This is a genomic window from Streptomyces sp. XD-27, assembly GCF_030553055.1.
Classification (GTDB): Bacteria; Actinomycetota; Actinomycetes; order Streptomycetales; family Streptomycetaceae; genus Streptomyces.
Genome location: NZ_CP130713.1, coordinates 4,499,252 through 4,517,579, shown reverse-complemented (window position 1 = coordinate 4,517,579; position 18,328 = coordinate 4,499,252). Strand labels below are relative to the sequence as shown.

Genomic DNA, 18,328 nt, shown 5'->3' with positions numbered 1-18,328 from the left:
CCGTGGTTCCCGATCCGCGGTTCGATCCGCGTGGAGATCCACCCGTATGGGCGGCGCCGGAACGGTGGGCTGGCAGCAGGCTCAGAAGCCGCGGGTGCGCTTGGCCGCGCGCCGGGTCGCCGCCCGCGGAGCCTTGATGACCAGCCGCGCCACCTCGCCCCCCAGGTTCACCCCGATCGCGATCGCAAGCGCCAGGGCCGCCGCCTGTGTGAGGTGGGCGATCCCCCGGTCCATGTCGTTCTTGGCCAGCGACAGCAGCCCGAAGTACGTGGCGCTACCGGGCAGCAGCGGCCCGATGGCCGCCGTGACGTACGGCAGCGCGGACGCATACCGGTATCGGGACAGCAGCTGCCCGAAGAGGCCGACGAGGCCCGCCGCGACCGCCGTGGCCGCGACCGGAGGCACCCCGGCGGTGTCGGCCAGCGCCCCGTACGTCACCCAGGCGACCCCGCCGTTGAGCGTCGCGTAGAGCACGGTGTGACGTTCCTGCTGGAGCAGTACGCAGAACGCCAGCGCGAGCACCATCGCCGAGAACGTCTGGACCACCGGCCGCTCCACGTGGCGCAGCGCCACCTCGGGATTGAGCTTGGCGCCGAGCTGCAGACCGCCGTAGAGCACCGTCAGCACGCCGCAGACGATGCCGACGATCAGATAGCCGACCTCCAGCAGCCGGGCGGAGGCGGTGATGTAGTAGCCGGTCAGCCCGTCCTGGACGCCCGCGACCAGCGCCCGCCCGGGGATCAGCGCGAACAGCCCACCGGTGATCACCGCGGACCCCTGGAGCCCGGCGTCCGCGACACTGAGCGCGACCCCCATCGCGGCGGGCGGCATCGCGGCCACCACGAACTGGTAGAACTCCGGCAGCCCGCGCCCCGACGCCAGCCACGCCAGCCGGTCGCCGAGCATGGCGCCGACCGCCGCCGCGAAGAACACCGGCCAGTCGCCGCCGACCAGCATGCTCGCCGCGCCCGCGAGCACGCCCGCCGCCACGGTGAGCGCCCAGCCGGGGTACGGGTGGCGGTTGCGGCGGATCTCGGCGAGCCGCCCGTACGCCTCCTCCAGCGTCACGTCCTGCGAGGTGATGTCGTGGACGAGCCGGAAGACGGCGGCCAGCCGGTTGTAGTCGGTGCCCCGGCGCCGCACCGTGCGGCTGATGGTCACCGGGTCGTCCACCAGCGAGGGCTGGTACGACACCGACAGCAGGGTGAAGGTGACGGTGGGCTCGTAGCGGGCCAGCCCGTAGGCGTGCGCCACGCCGAACATCGCCGCCTCGACGTCCTCGGCGTTCTCCCCGCCCGCCAGCAGCAGCTCGCCGATGCGCAGGGTCAGGTCGAGGACGCGCGGGACGGCGGGGCCCACGTCGCCGTACCGGTCGATGCGCTCCGGCGCCGGGCGCTCGCCGATCGGCATGCGCAGCATCGTGCGCATGCGGTCCTGCCACGGCGCTTCCTTGATCAGGCTGACCGTCGGTATGCCGTTCGCGGGCGTGAACACCGGGATGGCGCCGCTGTCCGCGGTCCCACCGGTGGTGACTCCGGGCGGCGGGACAAACGCCGAGCCCTCGGGCTCGTTTGTGGGCTCGGTGCTCAGTCCCTCGGGGACGGCGAACTCGGAGGTCGGGTGCTCGTCCTCGGGCGGCGCGGGCAGCGGCACGCCCAGCGGTGGTGTGAAGGCGCTGTGCGCCTCGTCCGACTGCGGCTTGCGGTCTTCCGGAGCCTCTGGTTCCGATGCTCCACCAGTGCGCTGCCGATCGGTCACCGCTCACTCCTCGAAAATGGCCTCCCACGTGTCACAGCAACCATGCACGATCCATGGCGGCCGTGGCCAAGGCAAGCCCGTCTCGGGACGCGGTCACGTGGAGCGCGAGGCCACCGCTTGGCGTGGCGGCCCCGCCCGGTGTGAGGTCAGCGCTTGGCGTGGCGGCCCCGCCCGGCCGGCGGCTGCGGCGGCTGCGGGGCCTGCGGCGCGGCGCCGCCGGCGGCGATCTGGCCCCCGGCCGCCGCGGCCTTCTTCGCCTGGCTGCGGGCCCGCAGGAACTCGATCGCGATCGGGATCACGGACAGCAGCACGATGCCGACGAGCATCGCCTCGATGTTCTTGTGCACGAAATCGATCTTGCCGAGCCAGGCGCCGAGCAGGGTGACGCCCGCGCCCCACAGCGTGCCGCCGATCACGTTGAAGGTGATGAAGGAGCGGTAGTTCATCCGGCTCACGCCCGCGATGATCGGCGTGAACGTACGGACGATGGGCACGAAGCGGGCCAGGACCAGGGACTTCGGCCCGTATTTCTCGAAGAACTCGTGGGCCTTCTCGACGTTCTCCTGCTTGAAGAGCTTGGAGTCGGGCCGCCGGAACAGCGCGGGTCCGACCTTCCGGCCGAAGAGGTACCCCACCTGGTCACCGATGATCGCCGCTGCCACCACACCGACGCAGACCAGCCACAGCGGCTGGTCGAGCTTCCCGGTGGTGATCAGCAGTCCGGTGGTGAACAGCAGCGAGTCGCCCGGCAGGAAGAAGCCGATGAGCAGCCCGGACTCCGCGAAGACGATCGCCATCACGCCGAGCGGGCCGAAGGTGTTGATCAGATGGTCCGGGTCCAGCCAGCTGGGTCCGAGCGCGAGAGTGGTCACGGGTGACAGGCTCCTGGGTCGAGGGGTGCAGGCTCTGTGCGAGGCCCGGCCGCAGGTGAGTGGACGGACATGAGTGCAGTGTGCCGACCAAAGCTATCAACGCCCCGTGCGGACGCTTGGTTCCAGATGACCGCCGGACAGGCCGACCGCCCGGCCGGTCAGGCGCCGGCCGGGCGGTCGAGAGACCCGTCACAGACGACGGGTCCGTCACAGACGACGGGTCCGTCACAGACGACGGTTCGGTCACATCTGACGGGCCGCGTTCGCCAGGATGGCCTCCCGCAGGTACGCGGCCAGCCCCGGCCGGACCGCCTCGAACGTGGCGGTGAACCGCGGATCCGTCGTGAACATCTCGGCGAGCCCGGTGTGGATCTCGTACGTGCACGCGTAGTGGTGGCGGCAGATCTGCTGCCGGTGCTCCTCCGCCAGCTCCATGGCCGACTCCGACTCCGGCTCCGCCCCGGACTCCATCAGCGCCGCGATCCGGCGGGTCCAGTCGTCGCCCTCCGCCTTGATCCGCAGCCAGTCCTCCTTGGTGTACGAGGCCGCCCTGCGCTGGGACTCGCGGTACGCCTCCGTGTCGCCCCAGCGGCGCTCGACCTCCTCGGCGTACTGGTCGGGGTCGTGGTCGCCGAAGACCTCGAACTTCTCCTCCGGCGTGAGGTTGATGCCCATCTTCCGTGCCTCCATGGCGTGTTCGACGGCGGCGGCCATCTTCTGGAGCGACTCGATCCGCGCGGTCAGCAGCTCGTGCTGGCGCCGCAGGTGCTCCTGCGGGTCCGCGTCCGGGTCGTCCAGGAGCGCCGCCACCTCGTCGAGCGGAAAGCCGAGCTCCCGGTAGAACAGGATCTGCTGCAGCCGGTCCAGATCGGCGTCGTCGTACCGCCGGTGCCCGGCGCCGCTGCGCGCGCCCGGCCGCAGCAGGCCGATCTCGTCGTAGTGGTGCAGCGTGCGCACCGTGACGCCCGCGAAGTCCGCGACCTGTCCCACGGAATAGCTCATGCCGGTCCGCTCCCTTCCTGGTACGCGCTCCACCGTCCTTCCTCACGCCGCGTGAGGTGCAAGTCCACATCGCGGAAATCGCCGTGCCGCCCGGCACGCCGCTGGCATTCTGCGACGCATGCTGGGGATAACGGATCTCTCGACGTATCTGGCGGGACTCGCCCTGATCATCCTGCTGCCGGGGCCGAACTCGCTGTACGTGGTGTCGGTCGCGGCCCGCCGCGGGCCTCGCGCGGCCTACGGCGCCGCCTGCGCCGTGCTGTGCGGCGACGCGGTGCTGATGGCGCTGTCGGCGGGCGGGGTGGCGTCGCTGCTGACGGCGAGCCCGGTGCTGTTCTCGGTGGTGAAGTTCGCGGGCGCGGGCTATCTGACGTGGCTCGCGGTGGGGATGCTGCGCGGGGCGTGGGCGCTGTGGCGCGGGCGCGGGCGCGGCGCACGGACGGCCGAGCGGGCCGGGGACAGCGCGCGAACGGCCGAGCAAGCCGGGGACGGCGCGCGAACGGCCCGGCGAGCCGCGGACGGCGAGGAGAGCGCGCTGACCACCGGGATCAAGGAGGCGGCGGAGCGCCCGTTCCGCCGCGCGCTGGTGATCAGCCTGCTGAACCCCAAGGCGATCCTGTTCTTCATCTCGTTCTTCGTGCAGTTCGTCGACCCGGAGTACGCGCATCCGGCGCTGTCGTTCGTGGTGCTGGGCGCCTGGGCGGAGCTGTTCAGCCTCACGTATCTGACGATCCTGATCTTCAGCGGCTCGTTCCTGGCGGCGACCTTCCGGCGCCGCAAGCGGCTGACGGCGGCGCTGTCGGCCACGGCGGGTACGGCGTTCCTGGGCTTCGCGGCGAAGCTGTCGCTCAGCAGCGCGGGCTGACGGCGGAGACGACACGAGCGCCGCACACCACGGACCTCATGGGAACTATGCCCGTATTGTCACGGCATGTCACTCCATAAGGGCGCCGGCGCCGGCGGTCCGGCCGGACCACGCGATCTGTCCGTCAACCCGTTCTACGGCACGGCCGATCCGGTCGGCGGCCTGTCCGGTCCGCCGCCCCGCCACCGGCTCCCCGACGGGCCGATGCCGCCGTCGGCGGCGTACCGCTGCGTCCACGACGAGCTGATGCTCGACGGCAACGCACGGCTGAACCTCGCCACCTTCGTCACCACGTGGATGGAGCCGGAGGCGGACGTGCTGATGGCCGAGTGCCGCGACAAGAACATGATCGACAAGGACGAGTACCCGCGCACCGCCGAACTGGAGCGGCGCTGTGTCGCGATGCTCGCCGACCTGTGGCACGCGCCCGACCCCGACAGCGTCGTCGGCTGCTCCACCACCGGGTCCAGCGAGGCGTGCATGCTCGCGGGAATGGCGCTCAAACGCCGCTGGGCGCGGAAGAACACCGACCGCTATCCGGCCACCGCCCGGCCCAATCTCGTGATGGGCGTGAACGTCCAGGTCTGCTGGGAGAAGTTCTGCACCTTCTGGGAGGTCGAGGCCCGGCAGGTGCCCATGGACGGCGAGCGCTTCCACCTCGATCCGCAGGCCGCCGCCGAGCTGTGCGACGAGAACACCATCGGCGTCGTCTCCGTCCTGGGCTCCACCTTCGACGGGTCCTACGAGCCGGTCGCCGCGGTGTGCGCGGCGCTCGACGCGCTCCAGGAGCGTACGGGGCTCGACGTACCCGTGCATGTCGACGGCGCGTCCGGCGCGATGGTGGCGCCGTTCCTCGACCCGGACCTGGAGTGGGACTTCCGGCTGCCGCGCGTCGCGTCCATCAACACTTCCGGGCACAAGTACGGGCTGGTGTACCCGGGGTGGGGTGGGCCCTGTGGCGTACGGCCGCCGACCTGCCGGAAGAGCTCGTCTTCCGGGTGAACTACCTCGGCGGCGACATGCCGACCTTCGCGCTCAACTTCTCCCGGCCCGGAGCGCAGGTGGCCGCCCAGTACTACACGTTCCTGCGGCTCGGCCGCGACGGCTTCCGCGCGGTGCAGCAGACCGCGCGGGACGTGGCGTGCTCGCTGGCCGAGCGGATCGCGGCGCTGGGCGACTTCCGGCTGCTGACGCGCGGGGACCAACTGCCGGTGTTCGCCTTCACGACGGCGGACGGCGTCGACGCGTACGACGTCTTCGACGTCTCGCGGCGGCTGCGCGAGGCGGGCTGGCTGGTGCCGGCCTACACCTTCCCGCCGCGCCGGCAGGACCTGTCCGTGCTGCGGGTGGTGTGCCGCAACGGGTTCTCGGCGGACCTGGCCGACATGCTCCTCGACGACCTGACGCGGCTGCTGCCCGAACTGCGGCAGCAGGAGCGGCCGTCGGACGGGCCGCGCGCGGCGGCTACCGCTTTCCATCACTGAGGCGCGGCCCGCGCGGAGGACCAGAGGCCGCTGCCGCGCCGAGGACCAGAGGCGCCGCTGCCGCGCCCGGAAGGTTCGCCGATGACGCGCGGAGGGCGCGCCCCCACCTGGGGCGTGTCCGGCGCGCGGAGGACGCGCCCCCACCTGGAACGTGTCCGGCACCCGAGGATGCGCCTGCGGGTGGGGTGCGCCCTCACCGGGGCTCGGGGCTCGTCCGGCCACCGGGCTGACGGAAAGGCGTGCTCAGCCCGTACGCAGGGTCTGGACCCGGAGGATCTCCGCCCGGCGCCGCGCCGCGGCCAGCGCGCCGGGGCGGCGGCCGGGCACCCGCGTCCGCAGTTCGACCAGCGCCGGGGCCAGCGCACCGGCCCGCACCGGGTCCTGCACCTGCTGCCACTGGTGGTGGGCGCGGTCCACGGCGCCCTCGACGTCCGGGTCACCGGGATGCTGATGGTTGCCGAGCCGGATCCGGGCCGCGGCCATCCACAACTCGCAGGCGCGCGCGGGGTCGTCGGCGAGCCGGGCGAGGTCGGCCCGTACCTCCAGCCAGTGGACCGTCTCCGGCGAACTGGGCCCTGACGCGCGCATCGCCTCCTGCTCCCATGCGGCGGCCATGGCGGCGGCCTCGCTGTGCCGCCCGGCACGCGCGGCTTCGAGGATCGCGGCGTGCCGCTCGTCCGGCGGCTGCGGGACCGGCCGTGGCTGCGGGGGCAGATGCTGCTGGGGCGGGTGAGGCGGCCGGGGCGGCGGAGGCGGGAACGGAGCGGAGGGACTGGGCCCGGCGGAGGGGCCGGGCTCAGCAGAGGAGACGGCTCCGACGGAGGGGGCTGGTGCGGCTGAGGACGCCGGTGCGGTGGAGGACGCCGGTACAGCGGATGGGGCAGCTCCGGCGGAGGGCGCCGGCGCGGGGGAAGGGGTAGCCCCGGCGGAAGGCGCCGGTACAGCGGAGGGGGCTGGTGCGGCGAACTGGGCGTCTTCAACGGGCGGGACGTCTCCGACAATCGCGGGGTCCGGCGCGGGCGCAGGGTCCAGCGCGGGCGCAGGGACCGGCTCGGGTCCCAGTTCCGGCTCGGACGCGGGAACAGGTCCGGGCACCGGGGCTTGCGTGGGCGCGAGCTCCGGCGCAGATTCCCGCTCAAGCGCGAGCTCCCGGCCCGGCGCAGCTTCCCCGTCCGGCGCGGGTCCCCGCTCCGGCGCGGGCTCCCGGCCCGGTATGGCTTCCCGGCCCGGCACCGTTTCGTGGCCCCCGTCCGGCTCTCGGTCCGGCCCCGGTGCGCGGCCCTCCTCCGGCTCCCGGTCCAGCCCCGATTCGCGGCCCGGCTCCGGATCCTGACCCGGGGTCGCGTCCGGGTCCTGCCCCGCGATCGGGGTCGCGTCCGGGGCGCTCATCGGAGCCGAACCCGTGCCCGTGCCAGGTGCGGACGGGAACGCAGACTCAGACGCGGACGCGGACGCGGGCGGGACGGCGGGCGCCCCGCCCGGTATCAGCGAGTCCGCTACGGGCGCGTCCGTGCCCGCCCCGGGGGCGGGCAAGCCCTGCCGTATGCCGCCCGAAAGGGGCGGGGCGGGGAAAGGCGGCCACGCCGCACCACGGGGCACCGCGGCCCCGGCGGGCGCCGCCTCCCCACCGGCGAACCCCGCCCCGGCAGGCATCGACCCCATGCCAGGGAACGCCGCACCGGAGTACGGCGTATCGGACGGCTCCGGCCCCGCGCCGAAGTACGGCGTATCGGACGGCACCGCCTCCACACCACCGAGCCCCGCGCCCTCCCCCATCGGCCCCACCGCCAGCAGGAGTTCCGGGCCCGCTCCCAGGCCCGCCTCCAGGGCCGCCCGCTCGTGCAGGTGCGCGGGCTGCGGGCGTTCCGCCGCGCCCCGCAGCAGGCTGGCGAGCGCCCGGCTGTAGTGCGGCGTCGCGAGCTGCCGCTTGGGCGGTACGGGCGCGATCGTTCCGTACAGCGCGAGCCCGGCGGCGAGGTGGTGCGCCACCGCCGGGCCGCCCAGCTCGGCCAGCTGCGGCCAGATCGTTTCGTCGCCCACCAGGTCGGCGATCAGGGTCGTGCCGCCCGCCGGCCGCCGCCCCAGCTCGGCGGCGATCCAGTGCCAGGGCAGCGCGGTGTACCGGGCCGTCCTGGGCGTGGTGCGGGCCAGTGCCAGGTGCGGCATCCGCTGCTTGGCGTCCAGGGTCAACTGCCCCGCGAGGTAGACCAGCACCGGGCCCGAGTGGGCCGCCGCGGTCCGCAGGTGGGTCAGCACGGTCTGCGGGTCGGCCGGGTCCACGAGCTGGACCACGCTCGCCCCGGCCGGGGTGCCCAGCAGTACGGCCGGGGCGACGGCCGCGAGTTGGGGCAGTGCGGCCGTCGCGTCCATGACGCGCTGCTTGCCGTGCTTGTCACTGGGCCCGGCGGCGATGAGCAGGGCGTAGCCGGGCTCGCCTGCCGTTCCCGCTCTGTTGATCGCCATATGAGCCACGGTATCCGGTAGTCGGCGGCGGCGCTGCGGCCTGCGCGACAGTACGGGACGTACTCGTGGCCGCCCTCCGAGCTCCGCGCCGCCCCGTCCGTAGCCGCCCGTTCACCGCCGCCACTCCCGTCACATCGGCGCCCCGCCCGCCGCCCCAGCCGCCGGAACCGGCATACGGCGTACGGCGAGCGGCGAGCGGGAAGACCGACGCACGCAATCCTCGAAGACACCCGCACACCTCGAAGACGCGTACGCCTCGAAGGCACCCGCACACCTCGAAGAAGCCCGTACGCCTCGAACCCGACTAGCGAGGCGTCCCGCCGTCGGCGAACGGGTTCCGGACGCCGTCCGGCAGCACCTCCACCGAGCGCTCGCCCTCCCCCGCCATGACGTACGCCCCCGCCTCCAGCCGTTCGATCAGCCCACGCGTCCACTCCGCGCCGCTGTCGGAGGAGTGCACCCAGAGCTTCATGATCTCGCCGATGTGGCCCCACTCCCCGGGGCCGCCGTCCGGCGGCATCCAGTGCCGGGTCACCTCGGCCCGCCACCGCTCCAGCGCGGCGACCCGCTCCTTCAACAGCGCGATGGCCTCGGCGCGCGGCAGATCGACGATGAAGCCGACCCCGGCCGTCAGCTCGTCGATCTTGTTGTCGTGGCGCGCCAGCGCCTGCCGCAGCAGGTGGAAGAACTCCGCCTCGCCGGCGTCGGTTAGCTCGTACTCGGTACGGGGCGGGCCGCCCGCCGTACTCGGCGCGACGTCGTGGGCGATCATCAGCCCTTGCTTGGCCATCTGCTTGAGCGCGTGGTAGATCGACCCGGGCTTGGCGTTCGACCACTCGTGCGCGCCCCAGAACTCCAGGTCGTTGCGGACCTGGTAGCCGTGCGCCCGCCCGTGCTGGCGGACCGCGCCCAGCACCAGCAGCCGGATCGCTGACATCGTCTCCTCATTCCGCCCGACCTGCGCCGCGGCCCAGGTTAGATGCGGCCCAGGTTAGACGGGTCCCGTCATTCCTGGAGAGGAGCCCCGCGGGGCCACGGGAGCCACGGGGCCGCAGGACCCCGGCCAGCCCCGCGCCGGGAGGCGGCTACGCGGCGCCCGTCTCGGCGCCCGTCTCGTCGATCAGGACGAACGCCGTCTTCCCGTCCAGCGACTCGCGGATGACGTCCACGTGGCCCGCGTGCCGCGCCATCTCCTGGATCAGCGTCAGCAGCAGGAAGCGCATCGACCGCACGCTGCCCTCGGGGAACCACGGCACCCTGGGGAGCGGGAACGTCCCGTTCAGATCGGGCAGGGAGCGGATGAACCGCTCCGTCTCCACCGCCACGCCGTCCCAGAAGGCGAGGACGTCGGCGACGGTCCGGCCCTCCTCCAGCTCGAAACTGAGGTGCCAGTTGGTGTGGTCCCGTGGGATGGCGTGCGGCACGCCCTTGGCGTCCTCGACCCAGCTCTGCTCGGCCTCGGCGACATGCTTGACCACGCCGACCAGCGACAGTTCGCTCGCGGAGGGCTTCCGCCGCGCCTGCTCGTCGGTCAGGCCGTGCAGCGTCCGGCGGATCGCGCCGCGCTGCGCCTCCAGGAATCCCAGGAGGGCGCCCGCCTCGTCGCCGTGGGCTTCCTGGTTCACCAATGTGGGCATGGGGGTCCTGCCTTTCGCGCCGGTTCGTTCGCTCTCTCGACGTCTCCGACGCTACGTACCCTTGCGGACAGCTTCTGTCCTCAACTTCTCTGTCCTCAACCTCTCGCCCTCAACCTCTCTGTCCTCAACCGCTCCGGAGCGAGAGAGATCAGAACGGGAACTGCGTGCGCCCGTGCTGGATGGAGATCCACTTCGTCGTGGTGAAGGCCTCCACCATCGACTCGCCGTTGAGCCGCCCCAGTCCCGAGCGCTTCTCGCCGCCGAACGGCACGATCGGCTCGTCGTGGACCGTACCGTCGTTGACGTGGAACATCCCGGTCTCGATGCGCTGCCCGAAGCGGACGCCGCGCTCGATGTCGCCGGTGTGGACGCCTCCGCTGAGCCCGTACGGCGTGGCGTTGGTGATGCGGACGGCCTCGTCGTCGCCGTCGAACGGGATCAGCAGGACGACCGGGCCGAAGATCTCCTGCCGCAGCACCGCGGAGTCCTCCGCGACGCCGGTGAGCACGGTCGGCCCGACCAGGGCGCCCTGGGCCCGCCCGTGGACCAGGGCCGTGGCGCCCTCGGCGATGGTCTGGTCGACCAGCGAGGTGACGGCCTCGGCCTGCCCCTCGTTGATCAGCGGGCCGATGTGCGTGGCGGGGTCGCCGGGGTCGCCGACCGTCAGCGACCGCACCTTCGCCACGAACTTCTCGGTGAACTCCCGCTCGACCTTGCGGTCCACGAGCACCCGGTTGGCGGCCATGCAGACCTGGCCCTGGTGGACGAAGCGGCTGAAGACGGCCGCGTCCACCGCGTAGTCGAGGTCGGCGTCGTCCAGGACGACGAGGGCGCTGTTGCCGCCGAGCTCCAGGATGGTGCGCTTGAAGTGGGAGGCCGCGACCGTCGCGACATGCCGGCCGACCCGGTCGGAGCCGGTGAAGGAGATGACCTTCGGCACCGGGTGTTCGATGAGCGCGTCGCCGATCTCGGCGATGTCGGTCACCACGACGTTGAGCAGACCGGGCGGCAGCCCGGCGTCCTCCAGGACCTTCGCCACCAGGCCGCCGCCGCAGATCGGGGTGTTCTGATGCGGCTTGAGGACCACCGCGTTCCCCAGCGCCAGCGCGGGGGCGACCGACTTCAGCGACAGCAGGAACGGGAAGTTGAAGGGGCTGATCACCCCGACGACCCCGACCGGCACCCGGTAGAGCCGGTTCTCCTTGCCGTCGCCGGGCGACGGGAGAATCCTTCCTTCCGGCCGCAGCGCGAGCTGTATCGCCTCCCGCAGGAACTCCTTGGCCAGATGCAGCTCGAAGGCCGCCTTGAGGAGCGTGCCGCCGACCTCGGCGACGATCGCCTCCGTCAGTTCCTCCTCGCGGTCCTCGACGATGCGCAGCGCGCGCTCGAGCACCAGCCGCCGGGTGTAGGGATTGGTGGCGCCCCATGCGGGCTGGGCGCGCTCGGCGGCGCGGTACGCCTGGTCGATCTCGTCGGCCGATGCCGCGGTAATGGAAGCGAGCTTCTCCCCGTTGTACGGATTGAAATCGACGATGTCCCAGGACCCGGTCCCGGGCCGCCATTCGCCGTCGATGTACTGAAACGCCAACTCGGAGAAGTAGGACATGCGATCCCTATCTGGAGGACGGGGTGCTCATGGCACCCACGCGTGCCGTGGGGCTCCTGGTGTGCTCCTGATGTTCCGTCATCGTACTGATGAGTTAGTTGAGTTGGGATGCCCCGTCAGATGTCGTTTGCAAGTCGCCGGAGCAGATCCCGGCTCTTCGCGGGTGGCAGGCCGTCGGCGCTCAGCCGGTCCAGCACCCGCCCGTACTGCGCCACCTCATCGCGTTTGTCGAGGTAGAGCGCGCTGGTGAGCTGTTCCAGATAGACCACGTCGGGCAGGTCGGACTCCGGAAAGCGCAGCATGGTGAAGGCCCCGCTCTCGCCCGCGTGCCCGCCGAACTCGAACGGCATCACCTGGAGCGTCACATTCGACTGCTCGGACACGTCGATGATGTGCTGGAGCTGGGTCCGCATCACCTGCGGCCCGCCGTAGGGGCGACGCAGCGCGGCCTCGTCGATGATCACGTGGAACTCCGGGGCCCGTTCGGAGACCAGCAGTTTCTGCCGCTCCAGGCGCAGCGCCACCCGACGCTCCACCTCGGAGTCGCAGGCGGTCGGCTGGCCCCGGGTGACCACGGCCTGCGCGTATCCCTCGGTCTGGAGCAGGCCGTGCACGAACTGCACCTCGTAGCAGGCGATGTGCGACGCGGCGCCCTCCAGCCCGACGTACGTCTGGAACCAGCCGGGCAGCACGTCGCCGTAACTGTGCCACCAGCCGGTGACGTTGGCCTCGCGAGCGAGCCCGAGCAGCGCCGCGCGCTCCGCCTCGTCGAGGACTCCGTACAGGGTGAGCAGATCCTCGATGTCGCGTGCCTTGAAGCTGACCCTGCCCAACTCCATGCGGCTGATCTTCGATTCGGAGGCGCGGATCGAATAGCCGGCCGCCTCACGCGTGATGCCGCGCGACTCGCGCAGCCGCCTGAGCTGAGAGCCCAGGAGAATACGGCGCACCACTGACCCGCCCGACTCGCTTGCGGTCATTTCCGTGACCCTCCCTGTACGGAACGCACCCTTCCGGGGGCCGGCCCCCGTCGCCCCCGGCCGCGCAGTCTGCCACTTTCGGGCTCCGCGCTGTGCACAAGTCGTCACTCATGTGCGATGCGTACACAAGAGTGCGTAGGAAGAATCAGGTGCGAATGACGCCAGGAATGACCAAATCGCCTCCGTGCACGTGCATCTGCCCTTGCATCCGCTCCGCGCATTCGGAACGATGGGCATCGCGCACATGCACGCTCGTATGAGATCCAGCCAGGATCATCACGGCCACAAATGCAGGAGTGCTCGCATGGGGACCAACGGCTCGACCATGCTGGAGCCCTTGTGGCGGGAACTCCCGCCCGTGGACCCCTCAGCCATGTCCGGCTCCGCCTCCCGCGCGCTCCCCTCCCGCTTCGAAGCGGTCAAAGGCGCCCGGCACTTCACCGGCGCCACGCTCGAACAGTGGGGCCTGCCCGACCTCTTCGACGACGTGGCCCTGGTCGTCTCCGAACTCGTCACCAACGCCCTGCGGCACGCGCTGCCGCCCGGCCCGCCGGAGCCGGCGGCGGGCGGCGAGCGTGCCGACCAGGAGGCGGCGGTACGGCTCCACCTGATGCGCTGCCCCTCCCGCCTGGTGTGCGCGGTACGGGACCCCAGCGAGGAGAGCCCGGTCGCCGGGGAGGCGGACTTCTGCGAGGAGTCGGGCCGAGGGCTCTACCTCGTGGAGTCGTTCAGCGACTGCTGGGGCTGGCACCCGCTCGCCGGGCCGCTGCGCGGCAAGGTGGTCTGGGCGCTGTTCCGGCTGCCCCGCGGCTGAGCGCCCCGTACGCCCAGGTCCCGGACGCTGAGCCTCCGTACGCCCAGGTCCCGGACGCCGAGCCCCCGTACGCCCACCCCCGGCCAACCCGCGGGCGCTCAGCCCCCGACAAGGTGGTCGAACTCCCCGTCCTTCGCACCCAGCAGCAGCGCCTCGATCTCCGCCGGGGTGTAGACGAGCGCCGGCCCGTCCGGGAAGCGGGAATTCCGAACGGCGACATCCCCGCCCGGCAGTTTCGCGAATTCGACACAGGAGCCCTGCGAGTTGCTGTGCCGGCTCTTCTGCCAGACGACGTCATGGAGGTCCGATGCCGCCATGCCGTTGTACGGGTGGTGACGCACAGGGCTCTCCGGTGGTTGGTGCAGCTGTCAACTGACCCGGATCATAACCCCGTTCATGTGCCACTGCATGAGCTGATGCACGTGCACGCGGCGTGTCGGATTGATCACCGCGAGCCGTACGGCAACAGTGCCATCTCCCGGGCGTTCTTGATCGCACGCGCGATCTGCCGCTGCTGCTGGACGGTGACGCGCGTGACCCGCCGACTCCGGATCTTGCCCCGGTCGGAGATGAACTTCCGCAGCAGATCCGTGTCCTTGTAGTCGATATAAGTGACGCCTGCCACGTCCAACGGGTTCGGTCGCGGCTTCAAATTTTTCCGGGATGCAGCATTCCGCGGCATGGCGAATTCCCTTTCTCTCGGGGTGTCTCGGGGTGTTCGGGATGTGATGCGGATCTCGTGAAACGAAACGACTCAGGAGGCCCGGGAAGCCCAGGAACCTCAGGAGCTCAGGAGCTCAGGAGCTCAGGAGACAGGGTTGAGCAGTTCGTCGAAGGCGCGGGACAGTTCGCGCCACGCCTCGGGCCCCGCCGCGTATTCCGCGTCGGTCAGCAGACAGGACTCCAGCAGCGACAGCAGCCCGTCGCCGTCCAGGCCCGGGGAGGTGAAGGTGAGGTGTTGGGCGCGGTCCCCGTGCTCGGCGTCCCAGTCCAGCGCGGCGGCCACCCGCCGGATAGGCGGCACCATCTCCCAGGCCGCGTCCGGCAGCGAGGCGAGCCAGGGCCCGGCGCTCTCCACGCACAGCGCGCCGCCCGCCGCGTCCCACGAGAGGAGAGTGTCGGGCCGGTCGGCGAGCCAGAACCGGCCGCGGCTGCGGGCGGCGGCGCAGGTCAGGTCCTCCAGGGCGGCGTAGAGCCGGCCCGGGTGGAACGGACGGGCCCGGTGCCAGACGACCGTGGTGACCCCCGCGGCGTCCGCCGCCTGCGGCAGCAGCGCGCAGGCCGGGTGCTGCCGGGACGCGGCCGCCTCGACGTCGAAGCCCGCCACCGCCACGGCGGCCAGTTCCTCCGCCGCGTCGACCCGCACCTGCCGCGCCGTGGGGTGCAGCTGGGCCAGCAGCGCGAAGTCGGCGTCGTCCGCGGCCTCCGCGCCCTCGGCGGGCCCCGCCTCGGCCAGGACGAGCACCGGCGGGTACTCCAGCTGGCGCGCGAAGGTGTCGGCGACCGTGCGCTGGTCGGTCGTCGCGGCGGCCAGACCGGTTTCGGCCAGATCGTCGCCGCACGAGAGGTACGGCAGCACCAGCGCCGGGTCCACGGCGGTGAGCACCGCGCCCAGCCGCAGTTCCTCGCCGCCGTGCGCGGCCACCACCTCGGCCATGGCCTGCGGCTCGACCGAGTCCCACAGCTCGACGACGGCCAGCCGGCAGGTGCCCGAGCCGGCCAGCCGGATCAGCTCGGGGACCAGGTCCTCACGCAGGGCGCAGCACGCGCAGTCGTTGACCAGCGGGGCCTCGCCCTCGTCCAGCAGTTCCCGGGCGTCCCGCACGGTCCTGCGCACCGTGCCGTCGGCGGCCGACGCGAGGTCGTGGTGGAGGGCCACGCTGCCGGGCACCGTCGCCAGCAGCCGGTCGACCACCGCCCGCCGGGCGTCGGCGTGCAGCCCGGCGACCACGGCGACCGGCAGCGACTCCGGGCCGCTCACCGGGTCTCCTTGTCGGCCGCTTCGCCCCCGCGCCGGCCGTGGCGCCCGTAACGGCGCTCGAAGCGCTCGACGCGGCCCGCGGTGTCCAGCACGCGCGCCGTACCGGTGTAGAAGGGGTGGCTCGCCGAGGAGATCTCGACGTCGATGACGGGGTAGGTGTTGCCGTCCTCCCACTCCACCGTCTTGTCACTGGTGGCCGTGGACCGGGTCAGGAAGGCGAAGTCGGCGGCCCGGTCGCGGAAGACGACGGGGCCGTAGGGCGGGTGGATGCCGGGCTTCATGGGCGTAGGGCTCCTCAGCGTTCCTCTGCGCTTGTCAGCGCTCTTCTCGGAAGGTGACGTGGCGGCCGACGACGGGGTCGTACTTGCGCAGCTCCATGCGGTCCGGGTCGTTCCGGCGGTTCTTGCGGGTCACGTACGTGTAGCCGGTGCCGGCGGTCGACCGGAGCTTGATCACGGGGCGTAGTTCGTTGCGGGCCATACGAGCTACTATACAGAAATGGTTTCCATTTTCATTCAGCCGAGGAGGTCCTGACCTTGTCCGCCCACTGCCAGCTGACCGGCCGCAAGCCCGGTTTCGGCAACTCCATCTCCCATTCCCACAAGCGCACTTCGCGCCGCTTCGACCCCAACATCCAGAAGAAGCGCTACTGGCTGCCGAGCGAGGGCCGGTACGTCCGGCTGACCCTGAGCGCCAAGGGCATCAAGACCGTGGACACCCTGGGCATCGAGGCGGCCGTGGCCCGGATCCGCGCCCGCGGGGAGCGTGTCTGATGGCGAAGAAGAGCAAGATCGCGAAGAACGAGCAGCGGCGGGCCGTCGTCGCCCGCTACGCCGTCCGCCGGGCGGAGTTGAAGGAGATCATCCGCGACCCCGCCAGCTCCGACGACGAGCGGATCGCCGCGCAGCGGGAACTGAACCGCCAGCCCCGCGACGCCAGCGCGACCCGGGTGCGCAACCGGGACAGCGTCGACGGCCGGCCGCGCGGCTACTTCCGCGCCTTCGGCCTGTCCCGGGTCAACCTGCGCGGGCAGGCGCACGCCGGCTATCTGCCGGGCGTCACCAAGTCGAGCTGGTAGCCGGCTTCCCGGCGCCGCCGGCGGAGCGCCGGGAGACGAAAGCACCGCAGGCCGCCGTGGGGGCGGCCTGCGGTTTTCGCGCGTATGGGAGGCGTACGCGAGCGCTTTGCAGGTGCGTCAGGCAGCGTCTTCACGGCCCTGCCCGTACGCGGGCTCGCGCTCGTACGCGGGCCCGTGCCCGTACGCGAACCCGTGCCCGTACGCGGACCCGTGCCCGTACGCGGACCCGTGCTCGTACGCGGACCCGTGCCCTTACGCGGGCCCGTGCTCGTGCTCGCAGGCGTCGTCGACGCCGTACGCGTCCCAGTCCGGGAAGGGATCATCGCCGGTCGGCTCCCCGTCGGCGAGCAGGCACGCGTCCAGCGCGGCGCGCAGCTCGGCGGCGCGCAGCCCGGTCCCGATGAAGACCAGCTCCTGTCCCTGCGCGCCCGGCCCCGGCTCCCGTACGCCGGACGGCTCGAAGCGGGCGACGGCGCCCGCCTGGGACCACAGGCCGGTCACGCGGGGGCGTGAGGCGAGCCAGAAGAAGCCCTTGGAGCGCAGCACCCTGCCGTACGCCCCGCTGTCCAGGCCGCCGGTGACGAGGTCCCACAACCGCCCGGGGTGGAAGGGGCGGTCCGCGCGGTAGACGGTGGAGGAGATGCCGTACTCCTCGGTCTCCGGCACGTGGTCCCCGTTGAGCTCCATGACCCAGCCCGGCGCCTGCTGGGCGCGTTCGAGGTCGAAGCGGCCGGTGCCGAGGATGTCGGCCGGGGCGATCCGGCCGTGCCGGGCGGGCACGATCCGGGCGGCCGGGTTGAGCCGGGTCAGCATCGCCTGGAGGCGGGCCGCCGCGGCGTCGTCCACCAGGTCGAGCTTGTTCACGACGATGACGTCGGCGAACTCGACCTGGTCCATGAGCAGATCGCTGACCGTGCGCTCGTCGTCCTCGTACTGGTCGAGGCCGCGTTCCACCAGCTCGTCGCCGCTGTCCAGCTCGCGTGCGAAATTGGCGGCGTCCACGACGGTGACCATGGTGTCCAGCCGGGCCAGGTCGCCCAGGGTCGCGCCGTCGTCGCGCGGGAAGGCGAAGGTGGCGGCGACCGGCATGGGCTCGGAGATCCCGCTGGACTCGATGAGGAGGTAGTCGAAGCGGCCCTCTCGGGCCAGCCGGTCGACCTCCTCCAGCAGGTCGTCGCGGAGGGTGCAGCAGATGCACCCGTTGGTCATCTCCACGAGCCGTTCCTCGGTGCGGGACAGCGCGGCGCCGCCGTCGCGCACGAGCGCGGCGTCGATGTTGACCTCGCTCATGTCGTTGACGATGACGGCCACGCGCAGTCCGTCGCGGTTGCCGAGCACGTGGTTGAGGAGCGTGGTCTTACCGGCCCCGAGGAACCCGGAGAGTACCGTCACCGGGAGCCGGGGCCGCCGAACCGCCTGGCCGGTGGTCATGCCGGTGGTCATACCGGTGGTCATGCCGCGGTCAGCCTTCGGGGCGCAGCAGGCCGCGTTCGTAGGCGCGCACCAGGCGCTGCGGGACCCGCAGGGTGCGCCCCTCGACGGTGATGGTCACCAGCGCGGCCGGGTTCGCCTTCCACTGGGCGCGGCGGTGGCGGGTGTTGCTGCGGGACATCTTGCGCTTGGGGACTGCCATGGGGCGGGCCTTTCGTGCGTGCTGGGGTGACGTGCCGGAGTGACGTGCCGGGGCAGGGTCAGAGGACGGCGACCCACGCTATATGAAAATGGATCCCATTTCTACATTGGTCGCCCGCCGCCATGCAGGGCGGGACCCCGGCGCGCGCCGGACCC

General features: G+C 72.0%; 19 protein-coding genes and 1 pseudogene. 5 read left to right on the top strand and 15 right to left on the bottom strand.

Annotated features, from left to right (window positions below; translation table 11 throughout):
* Nucleotides 1–81: 81 nt before the first annotated feature.
* The 3 genes from Q3Y56_RS19430 to Q3Y56_RS19420 all read right to left on the bottom strand — a co-directional run bounded on the left by Q3Y56_RS19430 (nucleotide 82) and on the right by Q3Y56_RS19420 (nucleotide 3,632).
* Complete coding sequence (locus tag Q3Y56_RS19430) at nucleotides 82–1,758, bottom strand: threonine/serine exporter ThrE family protein (protein WP_304463158.1); 1,677 nt, start codon at nucleotides 1,756–1,758, stop codon at nucleotides 82–84.
* 146 nt (nucleotides 1,759–1,904) lie between these two features.
* The gene (locus Q3Y56_RS19425; protein ID WP_304463157.1) at nucleotides 1,905–2,630 is read right to left on the bottom strand and encodes a DedA family protein; all 726 of its coding nucleotides are present in this window, start codon (nucleotides 2,628–2,630) and stop codon (nucleotides 1,905–1,907) included.
* A 243-nt stretch (nucleotides 2,631–2,873) separates the two neighbouring features.
* Nucleotides 2,874–3,632: a MerR family transcriptional regulator gene (locus Q3Y56_RS19420; RefSeq protein WP_304463156.1), complete on the bottom strand. Its 759-nt coding sequence runs from the start codon at nucleotides 3,630–3,632 to the stop codon at nucleotides 2,874–2,876.
* A gap of 118 nt (nucleotides 3,633–3,750) precedes the next feature.
* Here Q3Y56_RS19420 and leuE point away from each other — a divergent pair, with 118 nt between their 5' ends.
* Nucleotides 3,751–4,497: a leucine efflux protein LeuE gene (gene leuE / locus Q3Y56_RS19415; protein WP_304463155.1), complete on the top strand. Its 747-nt coding sequence runs from the start codon at nucleotides 3,751–3,753 to the stop codon at nucleotides 4,495–4,497.
* Nucleotides 4,498–4,563: 66 nt separating this feature from the next.
* A pseudogene (locus Q3Y56_RS19410) lies at nucleotides 4,564–5,981 on the top strand (glutamate decarboxylase).
* A 243-nt stretch (nucleotides 5,982–6,224) separates the two neighbouring features.
* Here the strand turns inward: Q3Y56_RS19410 and Q3Y56_RS19405 are convergent.
* The 5 genes from Q3Y56_RS19405 to Q3Y56_RS19385 form a co-directional block, all read right to left on the bottom strand.
* Complete coding sequence (locus Q3Y56_RS19405; protein WP_304463154.1) at nucleotides 6,225–8,444, bottom strand: hypothetical protein; 2,220 nt, start codon at nucleotides 8,442–8,444, stop codon at nucleotides 6,225–6,227.
* Between the two features lie 304 nt (nucleotides 8,445–8,748).
* Complete coding sequence (locus tag Q3Y56_RS19400) at nucleotides 8,749–9,381, bottom strand: PadR family transcriptional regulator (protein ID WP_304463153.1); 633 nt, start codon at nucleotides 9,379–9,381, stop codon at nucleotides 8,749–8,751.
* A 148-nt stretch (nucleotides 9,382–9,529) separates the two neighbouring features.
* Complete coding sequence (locus Q3Y56_RS19395) at nucleotides 9,530–10,081, bottom strand: DinB family protein (protein WP_304463152.1); 552 nt, start codon at nucleotides 10,079–10,081, stop codon at nucleotides 9,530–9,532.
* A gap of 148 nt (nucleotides 10,082–10,229) precedes the next feature.
* Nucleotides 10,230–11,687, bottom strand: a complete 1,458-nt coding sequence (locus tag Q3Y56_RS19390; protein ID WP_304463151.1) for an aldehyde dehydrogenase family protein — start codon at nucleotides 11,685–11,687, stop codon at nucleotides 10,230–10,232.
* 116 nt (nucleotides 11,688–11,803) lie between these two features.
* Nucleotides 11,804–12,667 carry a helix-turn-helix transcriptional regulator gene (locus Q3Y56_RS19385; protein WP_304463150.1) on the bottom strand — a complete coding sequence of 288 codons (864 nt, stop codon included), beginning with the start codon at nucleotides 12,665–12,667 and terminating at the stop codon, nucleotides 11,804–11,806.
* Between the two features lie 304 nt (nucleotides 12,668–12,971).
* Between Q3Y56_RS19385 and Q3Y56_RS19380 the strand changes: the two genes are divergently transcribed.
* Nucleotides 12,972–13,481 (top strand): ATP-binding protein, encoded by a 510-nt coding sequence (locus tag Q3Y56_RS19380; protein WP_304463149.1) that lies wholly within the window; start codon nucleotides 12,972–12,974, stop codon nucleotides 13,479–13,481.
* Nucleotides 13,482–13,579: 98 nt separating this feature from the next.
* On the opposite strand, the gene Q3Y56_RS19375 is transcribed toward Q3Y56_RS19380, so the two are convergent.
* The 5 genes from Q3Y56_RS19375 to rpmG form a co-directional block, all read right to left on the bottom strand.
* Entirely contained in the window at nucleotides 13,580–13,798 is a 219-nt protein-coding gene (locus tag Q3Y56_RS19375) for a DUF397 domain-containing protein (protein ID WP_304465686.1), read from the bottom strand.
* A gap of 128 nt (nucleotides 13,799–13,926) precedes the next feature.
* Complete coding sequence (gene rpsR / locus Q3Y56_RS19370) at nucleotides 13,927–14,163, bottom strand: 30S ribosomal protein S18 (protein WP_304463148.1); 237 nt, start codon at nucleotides 14,161–14,163, stop codon at nucleotides 13,927–13,929.
* Nucleotides 14,164–14,286: 123 nt separating this feature from the next.
* Nucleotides 14,287–15,462, bottom strand: a complete 1,176-nt coding sequence (locus Q3Y56_RS19365) for a GTP-binding protein (RefSeq protein WP_304463147.1) — start codon at nucleotides 15,460–15,462, stop codon at nucleotides 14,287–14,289.
* Entirely contained in the window at nucleotides 15,459–15,743 is a 285-nt protein-coding gene (locus Q3Y56_RS19360; RefSeq protein WP_304463146.1) for a type B 50S ribosomal protein L31, read from the bottom strand. The genes Q3Y56_RS19365 and Q3Y56_RS19360 overlap by 4 nt, the downstream gene beginning before the upstream one ends.
* Nucleotides 15,744–15,777: 34 nt before the next feature.
* The gene (rpmG, locus tag Q3Y56_RS19355; RefSeq protein ID WP_116213165.1) at nucleotides 15,778–15,942 is read right to left on the bottom strand and encodes a 50S ribosomal protein L33; all 165 of its coding nucleotides are present in this window, start codon (nucleotides 15,940–15,942) and stop codon (nucleotides 15,778–15,780) included.
* Between the two features lie 56 nt (nucleotides 15,943–15,998).
* On the opposite strand from rpmG, the gene rpmB reads away from it, so the two are divergent.
* Both rpmB and rpsN read left to right on the top strand, forming a co-directional pair.
* Nucleotides 15,999–16,235: a 50S ribosomal protein L28 gene (rpmB, locus tag Q3Y56_RS19350; protein ID WP_304463145.1), complete on the top strand. Its 237-nt coding sequence runs from the start codon at nucleotides 15,999–16,001 to the stop codon at nucleotides 16,233–16,235.
* Nucleotides 16,235–16,540, top strand: a complete 306-nt coding sequence (gene rpsN, locus Q3Y56_RS19345; RefSeq protein WP_304463144.1) for a 30S ribosomal protein S14 — start codon at nucleotides 16,235–16,237, stop codon at nucleotides 16,538–16,540. The genes rpmB and rpsN overlap by 1 nt, the downstream gene beginning before the upstream one ends.
* Nucleotides 16,541–16,792: 252 nt before the next feature.
* Here rpsN and Q3Y56_RS19340 read toward each other — a convergent pair whose 3' ends face one another.
* Entirely contained in the window at nucleotides 16,793–17,995 is a 1,203-nt protein-coding gene (locus tag Q3Y56_RS19340; protein ID WP_304463143.1) for a GTP-binding protein, read from the bottom strand.
* 7 nt (nucleotides 17,996–18,002) lie between these two features.
* The gene (gene rpmF, locus Q3Y56_RS19335) at nucleotides 18,003–18,173 is read right to left on the bottom strand and encodes a 50S ribosomal protein L32 (RefSeq protein WP_304463142.1); all 171 of its coding nucleotides are present in this window, start codon (nucleotides 18,171–18,173) and stop codon (nucleotides 18,003–18,005) included.
* Nucleotides 18,174–18,328 lie beyond the last annotated feature (155 nt).

What these genes read in the sequence shown, in the direction of transcription:
- Q3Y56_RS19420 (WP_304463156.1), bottom strand. Translation starts at nt 3,632, where the DNA reads ATGAGCTATTCCGTGGGACAGGTCGCGGACTTCGCGGGCGTCACGGTG.
- leuE (WP_304463155.1), top strand. Translation starts at nt 3,751, where the DNA reads ATGCTGGGGATAACGGATCTCTCGACGTATCTGGCGGGACTCGCCCTG.
- Q3Y56_RS19405 (WP_304463154.1), bottom strand. Translation starts at nt 8,444, where the DNA reads ATGGCGATCAACAGAGCGGGAACGGCAGGCGAGCCCGGCTACGCCCTG.
- Q3Y56_RS19400 (WP_304463153.1), bottom strand. Translation starts at nt 9,381, where the DNA reads ATGTCAGCGATCCGGCTGCTGGTGCTGGGCGCGGTCCGCCAGCACGGG.
- Q3Y56_RS19395 (WP_304463152.1), bottom strand. Translation starts at nt 10,081, where the DNA reads ATGCCCACATTGGTGAACCAGGAAGCCCACGGCGACGAGGCGGGCGCC.
- Q3Y56_RS19390 (WP_304463151.1), bottom strand. Translation starts at nt 11,687, where the DNA reads ATGTCCTACTTCTCCGAGTTGGCGTTTCAGTACATCGACGGCGAATGG.
- Q3Y56_RS19385 (WP_304463150.1), bottom strand. Translation starts at nt 12,667, where the DNA reads ATGACCGCAAGCGAGTCGGGCGGGTCAGTGGTGCGCCGTATTCTCCTG.
- Q3Y56_RS19380 (WP_304463149.1), top strand. Translation starts at nt 12,972, where the DNA reads ATGGGGACCAACGGCTCGACCATGCTGGAGCCCTTGTGGCGGGAACTC.
- Q3Y56_RS19375 (WP_304465686.1), bottom strand. Translation starts at nt 13,798, where the DNA reads ATGGCGGCATCGGACCTCCATGACGTCGTCTGGCAGAAGAGCCGGCAC.
- rpsR (WP_304463148.1), bottom strand. Translation starts at nt 14,163, where the DNA reads ATGCCGCGGAATGCTGCATCCCGGAAAAATTTGAAGCCGCGACCGAAC.
- Q3Y56_RS19360 (WP_304463146.1), bottom strand. Translation starts at nt 15,743, where the DNA reads ATGAAGCCCGGCATCCACCCGCCCTACGGCCCCGTCGTCTTCCGCGAC.
- rpmG (WP_116213165.1), bottom strand. Translation starts at nt 15,942, where the DNA reads ATGGCCCGCAACGAACTACGCCCCGTGATCAAGCTCCGGTCGACCGCC.
- rpsN (WP_304463144.1), top strand. Translation starts at nt 16,235, where the DNA reads ATGGCGAAGAAGAGCAAGATCGCGAAGAACGAGCAGCGGCGGGCCGTC.
- Q3Y56_RS19340 (WP_304463143.1), bottom strand. Translation starts at nt 17,995, where the DNA reads ATGACCACCGGTATGACCACCGGCATGACCACCGGCCAGGCGGTTCGG.
- rpmF (WP_304463142.1), bottom strand. Translation starts at nt 18,173, where the DNA reads ATGGCAGTCCCCAAGCGCAAGATGTCCCGCAGCAACACCCGCCACCGC.